General features: G+C 65.0%; 19 protein-coding genes. 7 read left to right on the forward strand and 12 right to left on the reverse strand.

Annotated features, from left to right (window positions below; genetic code table 11):
• Positions 1 to 716 precede the first annotated feature (716 nt).
• Complete coding sequence (locus tag EBE87_RS25285; RefSeq protein ID WP_233560191.1) at positions 717 to 1,385, reverse strand: thermonuclease family protein; 669 nt, start codon at positions 1,383 to 1,385, stop codon at positions 717 to 719.
• A gap of 462 nt (positions 1,386 to 1,847) precedes the next feature.
• Between EBE87_RS25285 and EBE87_RS30560 the strand changes: the two genes are divergently transcribed.
• The 4 genes from EBE87_RS30560 to EBE87_RS25305 all read left to right on the forward strand — a co-directional run bounded on the left by EBE87_RS30560 (position 1,848) and on the right by EBE87_RS25305 (position 4,812).
• Positions 1,848 to 1,985, forward strand: a complete 138-nt coding sequence (locus EBE87_RS30560; RefSeq protein WP_199707556.1) for a DUF1127 domain-containing protein — start codon at positions 1,848 to 1,850, stop codon at positions 1,983 to 1,985.
• A 479-nt stretch (positions 1,986 to 2,464) separates the two neighbouring features.
• Positions 2,465 to 3,214: a ParA family protein gene (locus EBE87_RS25295; RefSeq protein WP_120639259.1), complete on the forward strand. Its 750-nt coding sequence runs from the start codon at positions 2,465 to 2,467 to the stop codon at positions 3,212 to 3,214.
• A gap of 5 nt (positions 3,215 to 3,219) precedes the next feature.
• A complete protein-coding gene (locus tag EBE87_RS28830; RefSeq protein ID WP_147426121.1) occupies positions 3,220 to 3,591 on the forward strand; it encodes a hypothetical protein in 372 nt (123 codons plus the stop codon).
• A gap of 285 nt (positions 3,592 to 3,876) precedes the next feature.
• The gene (locus EBE87_RS25305) at positions 3,877 to 4,812 is read left to right on the forward strand and encodes a replication protein RepA (RefSeq protein ID WP_199707554.1); all 936 of its coding nucleotides are present in this window, start codon (positions 3,877 to 3,879) and stop codon (positions 4,810 to 4,812) included.
• 678 nt (positions 4,813 to 5,490) lie between these two features.
• On the opposite strand, the gene EBE87_RS25310 is transcribed toward EBE87_RS25305, so the two are convergent.
• From EBE87_RS25310 to EBE87_RS25355, 10 genes are all read right to left on the reverse strand, one after another.
• Positions 5,491 to 6,177: a tetratricopeptide repeat protein gene (locus EBE87_RS25310; RefSeq protein ID WP_120639256.1), complete on the reverse strand. Its 687-nt coding sequence runs from the start codon at positions 6,175 to 6,177 to the stop codon at positions 5,491 to 5,493.
• 9 nt (positions 6,178 to 6,186) lie between these two features.
• Entirely contained in the window at positions 6,187 to 7,140 is a 954-nt protein-coding gene (locus tag EBE87_RS25315) for a type II secretion system F family protein (RefSeq protein ID WP_120639255.1), read from the reverse strand.
• On the reverse strand, positions 7,137 to 8,087 hold the full coding sequence (locus tag EBE87_RS25320) for a type II secretion system F family protein (RefSeq protein ID WP_120639254.1): 951 nt from the start codon (positions 8,085 to 8,087) through the stop codon (positions 7,137 to 7,139). Before EBE87_RS25320 ends, EBE87_RS25315 begins: the two co-directional genes overlap by 4 nt.
• Positions 8,084 to 9,430: a CpaF family protein gene (locus EBE87_RS25325; protein ID WP_120639253.1), complete on the reverse strand. Its 1,347-nt coding sequence runs from the start codon at positions 9,428 to 9,430 to the stop codon at positions 8,084 to 8,086. The genes EBE87_RS25320 and EBE87_RS25325 overlap by 4 nt, the downstream gene beginning before the upstream one ends.
• Positions 9,427 to 10,680: an AAA family ATPase gene (locus EBE87_RS25330; RefSeq protein WP_147426120.1), complete on the reverse strand. Its 1,254-nt coding sequence runs from the start codon at positions 10,678 to 10,680 to the stop codon at positions 9,427 to 9,429. The genes EBE87_RS25325 and EBE87_RS25330 overlap by 4 nt, the downstream gene beginning before the upstream one ends.
• Positions 10,640 to 10,906 carry a hypothetical protein gene (locus EBE87_RS25335; protein ID WP_120639251.1) on the reverse strand — a complete coding sequence of 89 codons (267 nt, stop codon included), beginning with the start codon at positions 10,904 to 10,906 and terminating at the stop codon, positions 10,640 to 10,642. The genes EBE87_RS25330 and EBE87_RS25335 overlap by 41 nt, the downstream gene beginning before the upstream one ends.
• An 8-nt stretch (positions 10,907 to 10,914) precedes the next feature.
• Positions 10,915 to 12,417: a type II and III secretion system protein family protein gene (locus EBE87_RS25340; RefSeq protein ID WP_120639250.1), complete on the reverse strand. Its 1,503-nt coding sequence runs from the start codon at positions 12,415 to 12,417 to the stop codon at positions 10,915 to 10,917.
• A complete protein-coding gene (cpaB, locus tag EBE87_RS25345; RefSeq protein ID WP_120639249.1) occupies positions 12,414 to 13,259 on the reverse strand; it encodes a Flp pilus assembly protein CpaB in 846 nt (281 codons plus the stop codon). Before cpaB ends, EBE87_RS25340 begins: the two co-directional genes overlap by 4 nt.
• Positions 13,260 to 13,268: 9 nt before the next feature.
• Positions 13,269 to 13,766, reverse strand: a complete 498-nt coding sequence (locus EBE87_RS25350) for an A24 family peptidase (protein ID WP_158600944.1) — start codon at positions 13,764 to 13,766, stop codon at positions 13,269 to 13,271.
• 73 nt (positions 13,767 to 13,839) lie between these two features.
• On the reverse strand, positions 13,840 to 14,022 hold the full coding sequence (locus EBE87_RS25355; RefSeq protein WP_120639247.1) for a Flp family type IVb pilin: 183 nt from the start codon (positions 14,020 to 14,022) through the stop codon (positions 13,840 to 13,842).
• A gap of 355 nt (positions 14,023 to 14,377) precedes the next feature.
• On the opposite strand from EBE87_RS25355, the gene EBE87_RS25360 reads away from it, so the two are divergent.
• The 3 genes from EBE87_RS25360 to EBE87_RS25370 are packed head-to-tail and all read left to right on the forward strand — an operon-like array spanning position 14,378 to position 16,540.
• On the forward strand, positions 14,378 to 15,706 hold the full coding sequence (locus EBE87_RS25360) for a pilus assembly protein TadG-related protein (protein WP_158600943.1): 1,329 nt from the start codon (positions 14,378 to 14,380) through the stop codon (positions 15,704 to 15,706).
• Positions 15,703 to 16,149 (forward strand): TadE/TadG family type IV pilus assembly protein, encoded by a 447-nt coding sequence (locus EBE87_RS25365; protein ID WP_120639245.1) that lies wholly within the window; start codon positions 15,703 to 15,705, stop codon positions 16,147 to 16,149. Before EBE87_RS25360 ends, EBE87_RS25365 begins: the two co-directional genes overlap by 4 nt.
• On the forward strand, positions 16,127 to 16,540 hold the full coding sequence (locus tag EBE87_RS25370; RefSeq protein ID WP_158600942.1) for a TadE/TadG family type IV pilus assembly protein: 414 nt from the start codon (positions 16,127 to 16,129) through the stop codon (positions 16,538 to 16,540). The genes EBE87_RS25365 and EBE87_RS25370 overlap by 23 nt, the downstream gene beginning before the upstream one ends.
• Positions 16,541 to 17,209: 669 nt before the next feature.
• Here EBE87_RS25370 and EBE87_RS25375 read toward each other — a convergent pair.
• Positions 17,210 to 17,485 (reverse strand): amidohydrolase family protein (locus EBE87_RS25375; RefSeq protein WP_147426119.1); only part of this gene is annotated, 276 nt, incomplete at its 5' end.

Raw genomic sequence — 17,485 nt, forward strand, 5'->3', positions numbered from 1 at the left:
GGTAGGTGGGACAGTCTGCCGTCATCCCGTCAGATTGCCCTGGCTCGGTTGTTCCGACCACCGCCCATCAACTTGCCAATGCCCTCTCCTGAGCTGAAGAGAGTTTAGGAAAGTACCCAGTAACAGCAGCTAAAAGAGCAATCACGTGCCGACGTTGCATTAATTTCCACCTCCTTCTCATGGGACGACAGCAACGTTGTCCTTGTCGTTAACCAGAATCTTTCCCAATCGAAATAGATCATGGATCGATGTGACGGCACTCGACTAGAGCGGTTTTCGGCCTGACTGAATGGCTTGTGATCCCGGCGCCGGGCGGAAGGTGATTCAGTTGCCCCGGTATTGGAGGGGCGACAGGCATGTCGAAAGCGCTGTCAGTGGATCTGCGCGAGCGAGTTGGACACTTCGAAAAACCTCGCGGCTGACGCGCTAATACCAAGTCCCTTTGATCAGAACCTATAGAGCGCCGGGGCAGCTCCCCACCGCTGCTGGAGGCAGCTACAGCTATGGGTTCTAATCACTGGGACTTAGTATAAGCTGATTCTCATGTTGCTGAAGGCAAACCGGGCGCGGGGACACGGCGGCCGCCCAGCCAATCGGCACCTTCGATGTCCAACGGACTCGGTCGGTCGGCTCAGGGACCGCGCAGAAAGCACGATAAGCCTAGCCTCACGTGCCGGGTGGTGGAGCGAATGGGAGTTGCCGTAATCGGCGGCTTGTCAGCGGCAGAGTTGCTCGCAGGGCACGCCATCGCGGTCACCAGCCAGCCGGCTCAGCCCGCACTGGCGGAAGTAGAACTGCGCCTCGGCACAGCTGCTCATCTGGGTGCAGTAGCGCTTGCTGCCGCAGCTCAGGTCAGCAGTGCTGCTGGAGGACGCCGTAGCCCCTGCCCTCCCCGCTGCTGATGGCTGCGCGGTTGCGGTGGCCCGCCCGCCATTCCGTCGCCAGACCCAGGGTTGTACCTGTTCACTGGCCGGCAGGGCCCAGAGGCCACGCTTCGCCTGGCGGGCTTCCGCCTCCAACGGCGGCAACATCGGATCTCGGTTGTACTGCCGGTAGACCCAGGCGGCGCCGCGGCGCACCAGCTCGGCGCTGACATCAAGAGACCCGGCCCAGACCCGGCCGACGGTGCGGCCATATTGGTCGGTGTCTTCCACCGTCACGCGAACCTGCTTGCGAAAGGCGAGCGCCGAGAGTTCCTGCTGGGCCCGGGTGCCGTAAGGCTGCCGGCTTTCCGGTGCGTCGATGCCGTAGAGGCGCACCCGCACCTGCCGGCGCTCCGGCGTCAGCAGGGTCAGGGTGTCGCCATCCTGAATGCCGACCACCTGGCCTAGGAGGTCGGCGGCGAGAGCGGGCGATGTGGTGAGCAGCAAGGCGACCAGCAGCAAGCGGGAGAGCATCAGCATGGCCAGAGCATAGCGGCCGTCCTGCCGGTCACCGAGATGGCCGCGTAACGTTCTGCGTATCGCAGAAAAGCGCCGCCGCCTTTACCGGGCGTTAAGCAGGCCCTGCTACACCATCCGTACTGCGGCGGCGTGGTGAACGCCCTAACTGGTAACAGGCCCCAATCGGACCGGCGCCGGCCATAAGGCCAGCGTGGAAGGGAGCAAGCAGACCCAGATCAGCCCGGTGGGGTGACCCTGCCAGGCGGCTTCTTAGCATGCGCGCAGATCATCAACTTCATTGATGCAAAACATCAAAGCAATTCGTTTTCCTGATAGACCTGCGTCAACTACTCTCTGTTCATCCGAGGTGCTCGGACACAGGAGGTCATGATGGCGACGCACATTATCTCATCTCCATGTCTCGTTCCTAGCTGCAACAGTCTCGGCCTGCGTCGGATTTGGCGCATGGTCGGCGCCATGCTGCAGGCTCACCGAACTCGCCGACTACTGGGTGAAATGGATGCTCGTCTCCTGGCTGATATCGGCACGAGCCGCGCTGAGGCCACTACAGAGGCGAACCGCCCATTCTGGAACATCCGCTGAGTAAGGCCGCGTTTCCAGCACGATAACTCATGCTCGGCATGCGTCACGGCCCTAGCACCACCATCTGCCGCAATAGGCTCCGGGTCAGCGGCATAGGGAGGGTGCGGCGCGGGATAGCCGGATGTACGCATGGACGTCCGGTCATAGAGCCGTGCCACAGTGGGTGGTGAACGCCTCGGCCGATGTCGCGAAGGACAGGGCTATCTAGCGCGATCTCGCGGGCAAGACAGCTCGGTCCCTGGCTCTGGAGCTACGTGGGTTGACCGCTGCGGATCTAGCAGTGGCCCGGATAGGAGCGTTTCAGTTCGATAGACCAGGATCCGCTTCAACCGAACAGGATTGCCCGCCTGCTTCGGATACGTTCCGCGATACCGTTAACGCGTTAGCTCGATAACAAGATAACAAGCTGGTGGGATTGGTTGACCGCTCGGGTGCGTGCAGGTAATCCCGTTCCCTATCCAGGGGGATGGGGAATCGGCATGAAGGTCTTGGTGACAGCGAGCCGAAAGGGTGGCTCAGGAAAAACCGTGGTGACCCGTCACCTCGCGGTCGCCGCGCTTCGCAGCGGCATCGGCCGGGTAGCTGTCGTAGACCTGGACCCCATGCGTGGTCTTTCCCGGTGGTGGCAGCGCCGTCCCGAGGATGGCCTCGAACTGGTGCAGCTCGCGCCCGAGGGGATGCCCTCCTCTACTCACGAGGACCGCGCCGCCGCGGCGCTGGCGGCCGCTCAGCAGCTCGATGGCGTCATCCCCGCTCTCAGCGCCCGGGGTTACGGTCTCCTCCTGATCGACACCCCGCCCGCGGCGGATGAGATCGTCCGGCTTGCGGTCCGGGCGGCCGACTTGGTGCTGGTGCCGGTGCGTCCGTCGCCGGATGACCTCGATGCCGTAGGAGAAACGGCCGACCTAGTCGCGGGCCTCGACCGACCGATGGTCTTCATCATCAACAGCGCTACGAAGCGCGCCCGCTTAACGGGTGATGCCGCCGTGGCGTTGTCTCAGCATGGAACGGTGGCGCCTTCTACGCTGCACCGATCCGATGCCTATGCTGCCTCGGCGCTGGATGGCCTGACGGTTCAGGAGTCCGACCCACGCGGCGCTCCTTCAGGAGAGGTTTCTGCCCTCTGGGGGTATGTCGCCAAGCGAGCTGGCCTGCTAACTAGTGATACAGCTAACAAGCTAACAAAGCAGCCAGCTCTTCGCATGGTTGGTGGACGAAAGGACAAATGAGATAAATGACGAAGCAACCGACGCGCTTGTCGTCCTTCTCGATTCCTCGCGAGCCTGCCAACTTGCAGGAAGCCCCGGCTGCTGAGACCCCTGTTGTCCAGCCGGTTCCGGCGCCAGCTCCTCCCCCAACCCATGCGCGAGTTCCGCCGCGTGAAGTGCCGCCGGTGGTCTTCCAGGCGGAGCCGGTCGAGGTAATCACTCCGGCCGTTCGGCACCGGAAGCCGAAGGAGGCGGACATCCCCCGCACCCAAGTAGGCGCACGGATCCCCGCGCCACTGGCTGACCGGCTCGCGGACTATTGCCACTACGAGCGGGCAAGGCAGCAGGATGTGGTCGCGGAAGCGATCTTGGAATTCCTGACCAAGAAGGGCTTCTGAGCCGGGGCAGGGCGGCTGGGGACTTTGGTGATACCCGAGTCGGCTAACCGGAAGCCCTGTCCCAGGTTCCCGGTATTCACACCAAGGTGGGGGCTTTAGTGAGCGGCGTGGGGACTATAGTGATAATCCCAGACAGAAAAGCTTAGCCTTTCTCGGGTTATCCTGGGGACTTCGGTGAGCAAACTAATAATAGAATCTAATATCCTTCCTAGTAGTGTCTCACCAAAGTCCCCAGTTGGCGGAACCACCATTTCGAGGCAGGTTACAGGCATTGAGAGGCATGTGATGGCGCGGGTTCACCAGCTGCTGACGGAGCATGGAAAGCAGGCCGCGATCGAAGCGGGTGCTGAATCTCGCGATGTGATCGAAACTGCGGCGCGCTACCTATCCGAAGAGGACAACGCCCTCGCATTTGCCTTCAGCGGCTGGGCGCAATGTGCGCTTCCTCATCGGCGTGTGCCAGCTGGTGAAGCCTGGGAAGTGGCATCCGACCGGATGCGGTTGGTTGTCGAGCCAGGCCGCCGCCCATCAGGTACTGATGGATCTGGCCCCCTAGAGCATGTTGGCGTTCCATTTGGGAGCTACGCCCGGCTGATCCTCTTATACTTGCAAACCGAGGCACTTAAGACAGGAAGCCCTGAGGTCGAACTCGGTCGGTCCTGGCGCGAGTGGATGTCCAGGATCGGCGTGCCGTGGGGTGGAAAGTCGGGCCGTGGGGTGCGCGAGCAAGCCGAACTGCTCAGCCGGTGCCGCCTGACGTTTCACCTAGTTGGACAGGGGCGAGCAGGGCTCGTCAACCAGCAGATCGTCGACCGCGCTTTATTCCTCGACACTCCGGATGGTGATCGCCAGGGTCGCCTCTCTCTGGAGACGGCTCGCCTCTCCGGACCGTTTTTCGAGCAGCTCCAGCGCCACCCAATCCCGCTGGAAGAGGGCGCGATAAAAGCCCTGTCCAACAATTCTGCGGCCCTAGATTGCTACGTCTGGCTAGCATACCGCCTGCATTCCCTAGAACGGCCGCGGCTGGTCACCTGGAGCGCCTTGAAGGCCCAGCACGGCCAAGGGTTCGCGAAGCTCTATCACTTCAAGTCAAAGTTCCCGGCCATCCTCAGCATGGCGACAGCCGTCTACCCCGATGCGGACATCGAGGTCACTGAAGAGGGCGTCATCCTGAAGCCTTCCAAGCCGCCGGTGAAACCGCGCCTAACTTCCTCCAGGTAGAACGGCGCTCACCAAAGTCCCCGCGCGGGTTACCGATACCTGAACCAGATGACCTCCGCCTTGGGTTCACAGCTGCCGCACCTGTAATGAACCAGATTTCCTATAAGCTCATAAGGCTGGGCATCACCAGACGGCCGCGGCCGGGCCAGGACGCCTACTCGCTCCCGGACATGATGCCCACCCATACAGTGGATCTCCAGGGTGGAGTCAGCCCTGTACCAGATGGATCGACAGGTTTTAGGGAGCCAACCGCCGGTTATGGTCGCCCTCATGTCCGACCCAGCCCTTCAAGCTCAAGCTTTACAGCCTAATCTCCGACACGTCCTATGGAAGCCAGATCCGCAGAGGGTGAGCGTCACCAGGTTTGATCCCTGCTTCGAGCATTTCTGCTCGGTCTGCGGGGCGGGCGCCACATTTGGCTTCGGCGGCTCCTTCATGGAAGGCCAGGCATATATCTGGGTGTGCTTGCCTTACCGGACCGCAGTGGAGAAGCGCTGGCAGCGAGGCTGAAGCCTCCCTTCGCCCGGTTCCAATTGTAGCAAAAAGCCCGCTCTCATAATAGAGCACGATAAGTGGGGGTTATCGTGTATGATTGGCCATTTGGATCACTCCCGATAAGGGGCGTTATCCTGGGCTAAGAAGAACCGTTCTGCACACAGGTCTCCTAGAAAATCGCATCTAACGCAGCGCTGCCGCCAAGGCGCTTATTTCCGGGTCGCCCGCAGCCTGCCCCGCTGCCGCACGGGCGACAGCGTGGTTCTGTTGCACCCGCTCGGGCGTACCGGGCTGATCCAGCCGCCCGAAGAGCGCCGCCGCCTTGGCGGCATCCCCCGCCAGCAGGGTGGAGAGCGCCAGGTTATTGGCTGCGGCGATGTTCCCCGGCTCGAGCGCCTGCACCGTGCGGTAGCTCTGCTGCGCCTCGGTATGCCGGCCCAGCAGATCCAACGCCACGCCCTGGCCGTTGAGCGACGGGACGTCCTGCGGCGCGCGCGCCAGCAACTGGCGGTAACTGACCACGGCTGCCTCGGCCTGCCCCATAGCCAGTTGCGCCCGCGCGCTCGCTGCTAGTAGCACGGGGTCCCGTGGGCGACGGTGGCCCGCTTCCTCCAGCACACGCAGGGCTTGGTCGGGCTGGCCATTCTCCAGCAGGGCGCGCGCATAACGCGCCTGCACATCGGCCCGGTCCGGCGCCTGGGCCGCGGCAGTGGCATAGAGGGAGAGCGCTACATCCTCCTGCCCTGTCTGCTCCGCGACCGCAGCCACGCGCATGCGGGTCGCCACCTCGTCGCGCCTTGCCGAACTGGCGCAACCGGCGACTAGCGCCAGGGAGAAGAGCAGCAGCAGACGGCAGGCGGTATGCGGCATGATTGGGGCTTAGCCTCCGCTGAAATGGGCGACGATCCGGATGGCGGAAGGGCCGATCAGGACGATGAACAGGCAGGGCAGGATAAAGAGCACGAGCGGCAGCACCAGCAGGGCCGGCAGCCGTGCAGCACGCTCCTCCAGCTTGATCATGCGCTCCTGCCGCATCTCACCAGCCAGCACGCGCAGCGCCTGGGCCAGCGGCGTGCCGTAGCGCAGCGTCTGCGACAAGGTCGCCGAAAGACGCTGAAAGCTTTCCACCCCTGTGCGCTCACCCAGTCGCATCAGTGCCTCCCGCCGGTCCGGCAACATGCGCAACTCCTGGCTCAGCAGCGCCAGTTCCACAGCGATGGCGGGGTTGGAGAACTCCATCTCCCGCGCCACGCGCTCCACCGCACTGTCAAGGCCAAGGCCTGATTCGGCGCAGACCACCAGCAGGTCCAGCGCATCAGGCAGGCCCCGCTCCAGTGCCGCGACATAGGGGCGGCGCAACATGGCCACCACCCAGCCAGGCACCAGGATACCCAGCACCAGACCAGCAGCCGGCAGCATCCATTGCATTTGCCCGCCGGCGATGCGGCCGATGAACCAGCCCAGAACGGGCAGCACCAGCACGGTCACCAGTTTCACGCCCAGGAAGGTGGAAACGGCACGATGCGGGTTGAAGCCAGCCGCGCCCACAGCACGCTCCAGCTCCGCGATATCCTTGGCCGAGAAAAGCGCCGTCTGCCGCAGCGCTTCGCCAAGACGCTGCAAGGTCTTGCCCAGCGGATGCAGCGCGCTGGCGGTGCGGCGGCCACCGGGCGCGGCAGGGCGCGTCACCTGCCGGATGCGATTGGCAAAATCGCGTTGCCGAGCCTCGGCATGCAGCAGCAGCGCCGCGATGATGGCCAGCAGCAGCGCGCCGCTGCCGGCGAGGCCAGCCAGCATCAGAGAGGAGGAGGAGGAGACCGTCATACCGCTCATTCGCTCGTGTTCTTGCGGATAAGCCAGCGGATGGTCAGCAGGCCCATGCCCAGCAAGGTCAGAGCCGTCATCAGCAGCCCTTGACCGGACGGGGTGCTGAAGAAAATCTCGAGATAGCCAGGCTGCAGGAAGGAAAGGCCGAGCCCGGCGACGAAGGGCAGGATAGCCAGGATCAGCGCGGACATGCGCGCCTCGGCCGCCAGGGCGCGGGCACGGCTGCGCATGGCCACACGCTTGCGCACCATATCCGCCAGTGTGTCCAGTGCCACCGTCAGGCTGCCGCCGGTCTGCGCCTGTAGGCCGATCATGACGGAGAAGAAGGCGTATTCGGGCAGCCGCGTACGCTCATAGAGGCTCCAGAGCGCCGTCTCGGCGGAACGGCCGATGGCGATCTCGCCCACAACGCGTCCGAAAGCTTCCCGTGTGGGAGAGGGCATTTCCCGGGCGATGCTGCGCAGCGCCTCCGTCATCGGCAGGCCGGCGCGCACGCCGCGAACGATGACGCCCAGCGTGTCCGGCAACTGACGGAACAGCGCATTGGTGTAGCGGCGGTGTTGCCAGAGGAACATGCTGCGGATGGCCAGGGCGCCGATGACGGCACCGACCATGCTGCCGAGGCTCGTGCCCAGATAGGCCGAAGCCCGCCAACTGCCCAGCAGCCCCGCCACCACCCCAGCAGCCAGCACCACCATCCAGGGGATCGTGTGCTCAGCCGGGTTTTCGGGATGATAGCTGACCAGCCGGAAGACGCGCCGCAGCATCGGGTTGCCACCGCGTGGTGCCACGCGGATGCTGGGCACGCGCGGGGAGGCCGCGGCAGGTGGCACGGCCACAGCCCCGGCGCCCTGCACCCGCGCTCGCATCCTGGCCTGCGCGCCGCCGCGCAGCAGCACCATGGCGGCGGCGCAGAGCATGGCCGCCATCGCCAGGAGCAGCATCGGCATCATTCCGGCAGTTCCTGCAACGCATCCATCCAGCTGCGTTCCAGGCCGTAGTAGCGCAGCTTCTCGGAAAAACCGGGGCGCGTGCGCGGACTGGTGTATTGGCCAAGCAGCTGGCCATTCGCGTCCTCACCTTCGAAGTTATAGGTGAACACCTCGTTCATGGTGATCACATCGCCTTCCAGTCCGCAGATCTCCGAAATCTGCGAGACGCGGCGCACGCCGTCGCGCATGCGCTCCACCTGGATAATAAGATCGACGGCGCTGGCGATCTGCGTGCGGATGGCGCGTGGCGGAAGCGACATGCTGCCCATCTGCACCATGTTCTCGATACGCGTCACCGCGTCGCGCGTGGTATTGGCATGCACGGTGCAAATCGAGCCGTCATGGCCGGTATTCATGGCCTGTAGCATGTCGAAGGCTTCGGAACCACGCACCTCACCGACGATGATGCGGTCCGGGCGCATCCGCAACGCGTTCTTCATCAGGTCACGCTGCGTGATCTCACCTTTGCCCTCGAGGTTGGGTGGGCGTGTCTCCAGCCGCACCACATGCGGCTGTTGCAGTTGCAACTCAGCGGCATCCTCGATGGTGACTATGCGCTCCTCATGATCGATCAGCCGGCTCAGCGCATTCATCATCGTCGTTTTGCCGGAGCCAGTGCCGCCAGAGACGACCGTGTTCAAACGGCAGCGCGCGGCAATCTCCAGCACCCGCGCCACCTGCGGGATCATGCTGCCATTCGCCACCATCACGGAGAAATCGATCTTTTTCTTGGAGAACTTGCGAATGGACAGGCAGGGTCCATCCAACGCCAGCGGCGGAAAGACGACATTAACGCGGCTGCCGTCAGCCAGGCGGCAATCCAGCAGCGGGCTGGATTCATCGACACGGCGGCCCACCGCGGCCGCCATCTTCTGCGCGATATTCGCCACCTGCGCCGCGTCGCGGAAGCGTACATCGGAGAGGCGCATGCGACCGCGCACTTCGATGAAAACCCTGTCAGGACCATTCACCATGATGTCGCTGATGCTGTCGTCCTGCAGCAGCGGCTCCAGCGGGCCATAGCCGACCATGTCATGCGTCAGCTCCTCGGCCAGCCGCGCCTGCTCGCGCGCGGACAGTTCCAGCCGCTGGCGGCCGGCGACCTCGTGCACGATGGCTTCCAGCTGGGCGCGCAGGGCCGCCGCCGGCAATTCGGCGGCGACGGCGGGATCGACGCGGTCCATCACTTGGCTGCGCAGGCGGAAGAGCGGCGCCTCGCGCGGGGCTTCCCGCACTGGGACGGCGGGGGTGGGCTCGTCCGCAGGAACAGGTGGCGCCTCGGCGCGGCGGCCGAAAGGCTTCATCGCCGCCAAAGCCACGCCAGCCGGCGCATCCTTCCCTCTTCGGCGGTTGCGCCCGCGCCAGAAATCTCGCGCGTCAGGGGCGTCAGGGCACGGCGGAAGCCGGCGCTGTCATGCAAGGCGGGGCGGCCCAGATTCATCGCTTTAGGTACTTGGCCAGGAAAATCGGGTATGATGATGTCGGGCGCGGCGCCGAGGCCTTCCGTGACCAGGGCGTTGCCAAGCCCGCCGCGTAGTCCCGCGCGGTTCAGCACGACCAGGGGCGCTGCGCCATTGGCCAGGGCGGCGACCATGCGGCGGCCGGCTGCGGCATCGCGGATGCTCGCGACATCCGGCCCCATCACCAGGATGCGGTGCCGCGCTAGGGCGATCACGCGTCGCTCCATCACACCCGGTGGATTGGGCAGATCGACGACGATCGTGTTGAAGCGGGAACGGAGTAGCTCCAGCAGCCGGATAATGCCGGCCTCCGTGGGTGCGGGGCTGGATTCCAGCGCCTCATCCGCCGCCACCACACGGAAGCGGTCGGAGATCGGGATGGAAACGCGGTCGAGAAAGAGGGCATCCACCCGCTCCGGCTCCTCCAGCGCCACGCGTAGGCCAGCGCCGGGGCGCGCGCCAAGCGAGAGCGCCGTGCTGCCGCCGCGCAGATGCAGGTCCAGCAGCGCGACATGGCCGCGCGTAGTCTCCGACAGATGCAGCGCCAGATTGGTGGCGATGGTGGTGGCGCCGACGCCGCCGCGCAGCCCGCTGACTGCGACGATCTGCCCGCCACGCGGCGTGGCGGCGCTCTGGCCGCCGCCCGCGGAGAGCAGCTCCGCCAGCGGTGGGCCGAAAAGGCGGCTGACATTGTCGCGGGTCAGCGGCTTATAAATATATTCTTCGACACCGAGGTCGCGCGTGATGCCGCGATAGAAGCTGAGGTCGTTGCGGTCTCCCACAACCAGCACGCGCACATCCGGGCTGCAGACGGTGGCCAGCCGCTCCAGCGCCTCGGCCGCGTCGTCGACGCCGGAAATATCGACGATCAGCAGGCGCGGGGTTTCTTCCCGCTCCAGCGTGCGGGCGGCCGTGCGGACGTTACCGCGCCGCACCGGCACTGCATCCGTCCATTCCGCCAGGCCGCCGCGCAGCGCCGCCTCATCCGCGTCATCAGCCAGGAAGGCCAGCAGGATGGGGCGCTCCGTCGCGCCGCCGGCGCCGCGTGTTGCCTCAGCGGCCGACACTGCCAGCCCCCGAACCGCGCGGGTCAAGCAGCGGATAGGTCTTGCCCTCACGCAGCCGCTGCACGGCGGCGGCCGAGGTATCGGCGCGGCTGTCCGCTGCGCCGATACCGAAGCGCTCATGCGCAGGGTCGGCCATCATGGCACGCAGGTTCTGGTCGTTGACGTTGCCGGCCCGCCAGGTGCCGGGGCGGTCGATCGGGTCGGCGCAGCCGGCCAGCAGCAGGGCGGCCGCGCAGCTCAGGCGCTTGAGCATGTCAGGGGCTACTCCAGCATGAAGCCGGCATTGACCGGCCGGCGCAGCACTAGCGGCCGGGCACCACGGGCGATCTGCCGCTGCTCCAGCACGCGTTCCAGATCCGTCGCCGGGCGGAAGCCATCAGTCGGCGCGGCCAGCAGCGCGGGATCGGAGACCGGGCGGACGATATAGGGAGTAACGATAATCACCAGCTCGCTTTCGCTGCGCTGGAACTGATCGGAGCGGAAGAGCGAGCCGAGGATCGGCAGGTCGCCCAACCCCGCCAGCCCCTGCTGCACTTGGCTGCTGTTACGGGTCAGCAGGCCTGCGATGGCGAAGCTCTGGCCGCTGCCCAGTTCCACCGTTGTTTCAGCGCGGCGAACGGTCAGGGCCGGGATCTGCACGGAACCGCCGGTGATCGGCACGCTGATGGCACCGTTCTGCGACAGTTCGCTGACTTCCGGGCGAATGCGCAGCGTCATCCGGTCCGCCGCCAGCACGGTGGGCACGAAGGAGAGGCTCACGCCAAAGGGCTTGAACTCCACCGAGATCTGCCCGGTATCGCTGGCGGCGACCGGTAGCGGGAACTCGCCGCCTGCCAGGAAGCTGGCCGTCTCGCCGGATTGCGCCGTCAGGTTCGGCTCCGCCAGGATGGTGATCAGCTGGTCGGCCGCCAGCGCATCGATCACGCCATTGATGTCGAGGCGCGAGGTCCGGATGCCGCCGGCAATGCGCGCAGCGGCGGCCGTGCCGCTCAGGGCGGCAGCGCCATTAGCTACAGCCCCGGCGACGCTGCTGGCCGAAGGGCCGCTGCGCAACCCGAAGGCGAAGCTGCCGACCGAGCCGAGCGCCTGCCAGTTCAGTCCCAGTTCCCGCGTGATCTGGCGGGAAATCTCGGCGATGCGAACGCGCACATTTACCTGGGTGCCGCCACGCACCGTCAGGGCATTCTCCACCGCGCGCTCTTTGCCGCCGAAAGCGGCGGCCAGAGCCATGGCGCGACTCGCCTCGGATGGGCTGGCCACGCTGCCCTCCAGCACAATGGCGGCAGCGGTGACGCGGACGCGCAAGCCCTGCAGGCCCGGCACTGCGTCCCGCAGAGCGGCTTCCAGCGCCGCTGCATTCACTGCCGCGGCGGCGGGGGTGGCAGGCGCCATGGGCGTCAGCACCGCCGGATTACCGCTGGCGGGCGCAACCGTGCCACGCACGGCGATCTCGTATTGCGCCACCAGAGACCCATCCTCGGCCGTAGCGATCAAGGTGGTCCGCCCCTCGCCCACGCCCATGACGAAGAGGCGCGTGGGCGAGGTGGGCTGCACCCGCGCGATGCGCGGGTCGGCGGCGATCACCGTGCTGGCCGGACGCGGCAGGATGAGCAGCTGGCCCGTGCCGGCCTCCAGCCGCGCGCTGCCCATCAGCGGTGCCGTCGGGCCTGCCGGCGCCACAGTTGGCAATGCCGGCTGCGCCAGGGCGAGGCTTGGCAGCAGCAGGCCAGCGATGACAAGAATTCCGCGCGCGGAGCCGGTCATCGGAAGGTCAGGTCCTGTGCCTCGCCGCCCTGGATCACACGCATGCGGGTGACTGTTCCCTGTTCGTTTTGCGAAAGCGCGCTGGAGACATCGGCGCCGAAGACGGCGGTGCGCTCCGCGGCCGGTTCGGCCGCGACCGTCTCCTCCATGGCGCGGACAGTGACGGAGAGCCGGCCGAGGCGACTGGCCACTGCCACCCGCTCCGCTTCCCGCGCGGAGACTTGCAGCGTCACGGTGCTTGCCACGTCACGGGTGGCGGATTCGGCGCTGGCACCCTGGGCCATCTTCTGGTCCACGGCGATAACGCGGATATCTGTCAGCACCGTCTCCGCCACCACGCGGCGGTCGAGTGGGGCCTGTGAGGAATCGAGTTCCTGCGTCAGGATCAGGTCCACCTGGTCGCCGGGCCAGATCAGCCCGGCGGCGCCAGTCACGGCATCCACACCGACGGAAATGGCGCGCTGCCCCGGGCGCAGCACGGCGGCCAGGAAGCCACGGTCGCGCGGGTGCAGCACATCGGCGCGGGAGAGCGGCGCACCGGCCTCGCGATACTGGCGCAGCATGGCGCCCTGCAGTTCGGCCCGCTCTTCCCGCGTATCGCGCAGCGTCTCATCGGACACGGTATCGGGCAGCACCTCACGCACCTCCCAGTCGCCTTCCTTCAGCAGCGACCCGGCCAGTAGGGAGCGGGCCGCGGTCAGCACACGAATGCGAGTGGGAGCCGGCGGCGGCGCCACGGCAGAGGCTACCGGAGTCGGCACGGCCAGCTGCACCACCTGCCAGGCGACTAGCCCGAGGCCGGCCGCAGTCAAGAGCAGGACCAGGACGAGAAGCAGGCGCATCGTCGTGCCTTATATACCGTGCAGAAGAACCGTCGCGCCACCCACGGCGATAGCCAGCCCATAGGGCAACGGCCCCCGCCGACGGATGCGCCATGCCTCGACATGGCAGAGGCGCGGCAGAGTGCCGCCAGCGATGACGGGCCGCGCTAGATGTGCGGGCAGCAGCCGGGAGAGCGCCAGATACGCGAAAGCGAGAACCCCGCCGGTGATCGCGGTGACCACCAGGAAGTCCCAGACCATGGCCGGGGCCATGCCGAGAGCCAGCGCCGACATGAGCTTCACATCCCCGCCACCCAGCGCACCCCGCGCGAAAAGGAAGAGCAGCAGGGCGAAGAGTGCGGCGGCCGTGAGAATCGAGAGGAGCGCTGCCTGAGGCCCAAGAGAGAACCGTGCGGCAAGCCCGACCAGGGCGGCCAGGATGCTAACCGTATCGGGAATGGTCCGCGTAGCGATATCACGCCAGGTCGCCGCAGCTAGAAGTAGAAGAAGACTGGCGGAAAAGAGCATAGCGTGTCCATTCCGTAATGTCTTCGTGCAGAAGGAGCGGGAGGGATGGCGCTCGTGAGCGCCATCCATAAAATTAAGACAGCTCCAGCTTGGCAGGCAGTGTGCCCAAGAAGGTCGAAACAGCGCCACCAAAGGTGGTGAAAGCTGTAGCCACAGCCACCACGAGCACGGCGGCGATCACACCGTATTCCAGAGCGGTAACGCCCTTGCGGTCAGTCTTGAGGCTGGTGAGCAGATAAGTCGCCTTACCCATCATGGGATTCGCTCCATTGTCGCACCGCAACTGGAACAGGACGCCGCACGACTATCGCGCGATCTGTTTCGTTAACTGCCCGTGTCGGTAGCAATTGGGAGGTAACATTCGCCTCATCACAACTTCAAGAGGAATTTCTTTGTTTGATAAAATTTTCGCGAGAATGGTAAAAGACCTACGCCGGATGTCGACGCCTTTGCGCGAAGGTCAAGCTTAAGCGCAAATTTGTATGGGCAGCGGCTCAGCACCTTCTATTTGTGAATGGCTCCAAGCTGTGCCCTTTCCCTTCCCTCTCCTAGCCTCCTGGTTCAGCGGTGTAGCCTTACGGCTGCGGCGTGACCGGAAGGGCGCCACGGTCGTGCTTTTCGCCGTCAGTGCCACCGCCCTGCTTGGCGCGGTCGCGCTGATCACGGATGGAGGACTGGTCTATCTGACCCAGCGGCGCGTGCAGAGCGCGACGGATGCGGCGGCCATCGCCGCTGCATCCGCTGCCGGAACGCGCTCCAGTACCGCCGCCCTCGCTGCGGCGACGGAGGTTGTGGCCCTCAACGGCTTCACCACTGACGCTGAAACCACAGTGCTGATCCGGAACCCGCCCGCCAGCGGTCCGTATATGAGCAATGGTCAGGCCTATGAGGTGACGATTCACCGCCGGCAGCCGATGGCGCTGGCCGCCGCCCTCTTCGGCATGAGCGATAGCAATATTGGCGCGCGGTCGGTCGCCGTGCTGAAGGGCCAGATGCAGGTCTGCCTTCTGGCCCTCAACGGTACCACCAGAATTCACAGCTTCAACAAGTTCGAGGCCCGCGGCTGCGCCATCGGTGCCAATGCGACGGGCAGCAAGGCGGTACAGATCGAAAATTCCGGCAGCTTTAGTGCTCAAGGGGTGGTGACGGCGGGCAATTGCGATGGTTGCACCAATCCGAACGTGAAGCTGACTGAGGGCTATCAGGAGCAGGTGCCGCCAATCTCCAACCCCTACGCGCAGTTGGATAAGCTGGTGCCGCCGGATCCACCCTGCACTACCAACGCTACGATCAACTTCAATTCCACTACGCGTATGCCGCGCTATGAGCAGAGCCACACGGCCTTCTGCAACAAGGCGTATTCGGTCGGCAATGACAACACGGTCCTGTTGGACGCCGGCACATATATCTTTCGCAATGCCTCCCTGTCCCTAGGAGGCGCCACCGAAATCAGATGCAATGGCTGCACCTTTGTCCTGGTGGGTACCGGCACGGGTATGGCGGCTTCTTTCACAGCGGCTAATCTCAACCGCTTTCTCTGCGACAACTGCAGCATCGTCCTACTGGGCAGCCATCCGGGGCAGGTGACTTTCGGTAGCCTCAGCACCGCTCGCCTGACCGCGCCCACAACCAATCTCTACAACTCCGTCTTGAACGGCATGATCATCACCCGTGCCAATGCCGGCGCCACGGGCAGCAGCGGCAATCCGACGCTGAACCTCAGCAACCTTAACTCGATCGACCTGCTGGGCGGCATCTATGTCCCAAACGGATATGCGCGCATCAGCAACATGACAGCGCCGAACCCCAGCACCTGCCTGCCCGTGGTGGCCGGCAGCCTGGAGGTCTCGCAGCTCAACAACTTTCCCTTCGACGTCAGCGGCTGCCCCTCCCGCAATACGCCGGTGCCGCAGGTGATGGTGCCGAGGTTGGTGGAATGACCGGGATGCTCACCCGCCTCAAACATTCCCGCAGGGGCGTCTCCCTGGTAGAATTCGCATTGATCGCCCCTGTCGTCTGTTTGCTGCTGATGGGAGGCTTCGATATAGGCAATGCCATCCAGCAGAGTCTGCAACTGGAGGCTGCGGCGCGAGCCGGGGCGCAATATGCCTTCAGCCGCCCGACCGACACCGTAGGCATCACCGCCGCAATCCGCGCCAATCTGCTGGGCTGGAGCGATATCACTGTGCCAAGCCCTGTCACGACCTGCCGGTGCGACAATGGCGTAACAGTCTCATGCAATGGCGGGGTCTGCGCCACCGGCACGCCGGCCATGTATCTCTCCGTCCGTGTCAGCCGGCCCTTTAGCGCCAGCACGCCTCTGGCCGCCGCCGCCCTGCCGGCGCAAATCCTGGTCGGCGATGTCGAACTCCGTCTTCGCTAGGCTGGGCCGGCAGGGCGCACTCTCGCTGGAATTCGCCCTCGCCGCCCTGCCCTTCATGCTGCTCTTCATGGGCGGCATCGAGATGTCGCGCTACGTCTATACGGTGCAGGCCGTGCACAGCCATGCCGATGCCCTGCTGCGTAAGACCCTAGTTTATGTGGGCAGCGACGCGCAGAACCGCTGCCTGACCGACCTCGCAGCGGCCGTCACCCGCTCAGGTCTGCCGATGGGGCTGGAGCCGGAGCGACTGGTGCAGGAGCGCCGGGGTTGCCAGCGCAGTGGCAGCGTCATCCTCGTCAGTGTCGATATCAGATACCGCTTCACCTTCGCCGTAAACCTCTTTGGCACGGGCGAGACTAGCATCACCCGCGCGGCGCAGCAGAGCCTTTAGGCTCAGGACCCTTTACGGCGGTAGTCGTATTGTAATTGAAAGCATTCGGAGGGTTGCCCGAGTGCCGCATCTTCCGATGCTTTCGCGTGCTCAGACGCGCCGCCTGGAGCCGTTCTTCCCCATCTCGCTGGGCATTGGCAAGTTATTTGACGAGAAGGCAAGTTCGGCCGCGTGACTGAGGGTGCAGCAGGATCACGATGCCGCCTGGACGCAGGTGTCTTTCAGAACCCAATTGGGATCCCACCCTGAGTAACTCATAACCTGTTGGATCTGATTGCAGATTAGGTTGTGGGCGGGGGTCCCCGTCGGCGCCGATTGGGACCCCGCGCTCTGAGCGAAATCAGCAGAAACCTCAAAGGTATAGGAGCAGTTTTCACGGGGTCGCGGTTGGACGCCTATCCACACCGCAGCTTGGAGGCGCCGCGAGCGGGCACTCACCCCTTCAAGGGTGAATGGCAACCGGGCAAGCCTTCGGGCCAGTCGTGACCAGTTGGCGCAGCGATTTGAAGATCCGCGTGGCTACCGACCCCGGCCCTCAAGACCGGGGTTTCTGCGTCTTGGGCATGCGGGTCGGGTGACGCACTGTCAGATTGCGTTGTTCGTCGAGCGCTGCAGTTGGATGAAGCAGGCTGCCTGGCCCGTGCTGCCATGACCACAGGCCAAGTCCGCTCAACCTTTCGAGAAGCCGTACAAGGCCGCCGGATTGTCGACGAGCACCTGTTTGCGCGCGGCCTCGTCTGGGACCCACTCGGTCAGCAGATCGAACAGCGCCGCGTCATCGGGCTTCTCGGCCGGCTCGGTAACATGCGGCCAGTCACTCGCCCAGACGCACCGCTCCAGCGCGCCTGTCGCATAGCCCTGCGCAACGGGGACCGTATCAGACCAGCGACCGGCTGGCCCAACCTTGGTGTCCATGTAGGCGCCGGAGAGCTTCACCCAGGTTTT

The organism is Teichococcus wenyumeiae (genome assembly GCF_003696345.1).
GTDB classification, from domain to species: domain Bacteria; phylum Pseudomonadota; class Alphaproteobacteria; order Acetobacterales; family Acetobacteraceae; genus Pseudoroseomonas; species Pseudoroseomonas wenyumeiae.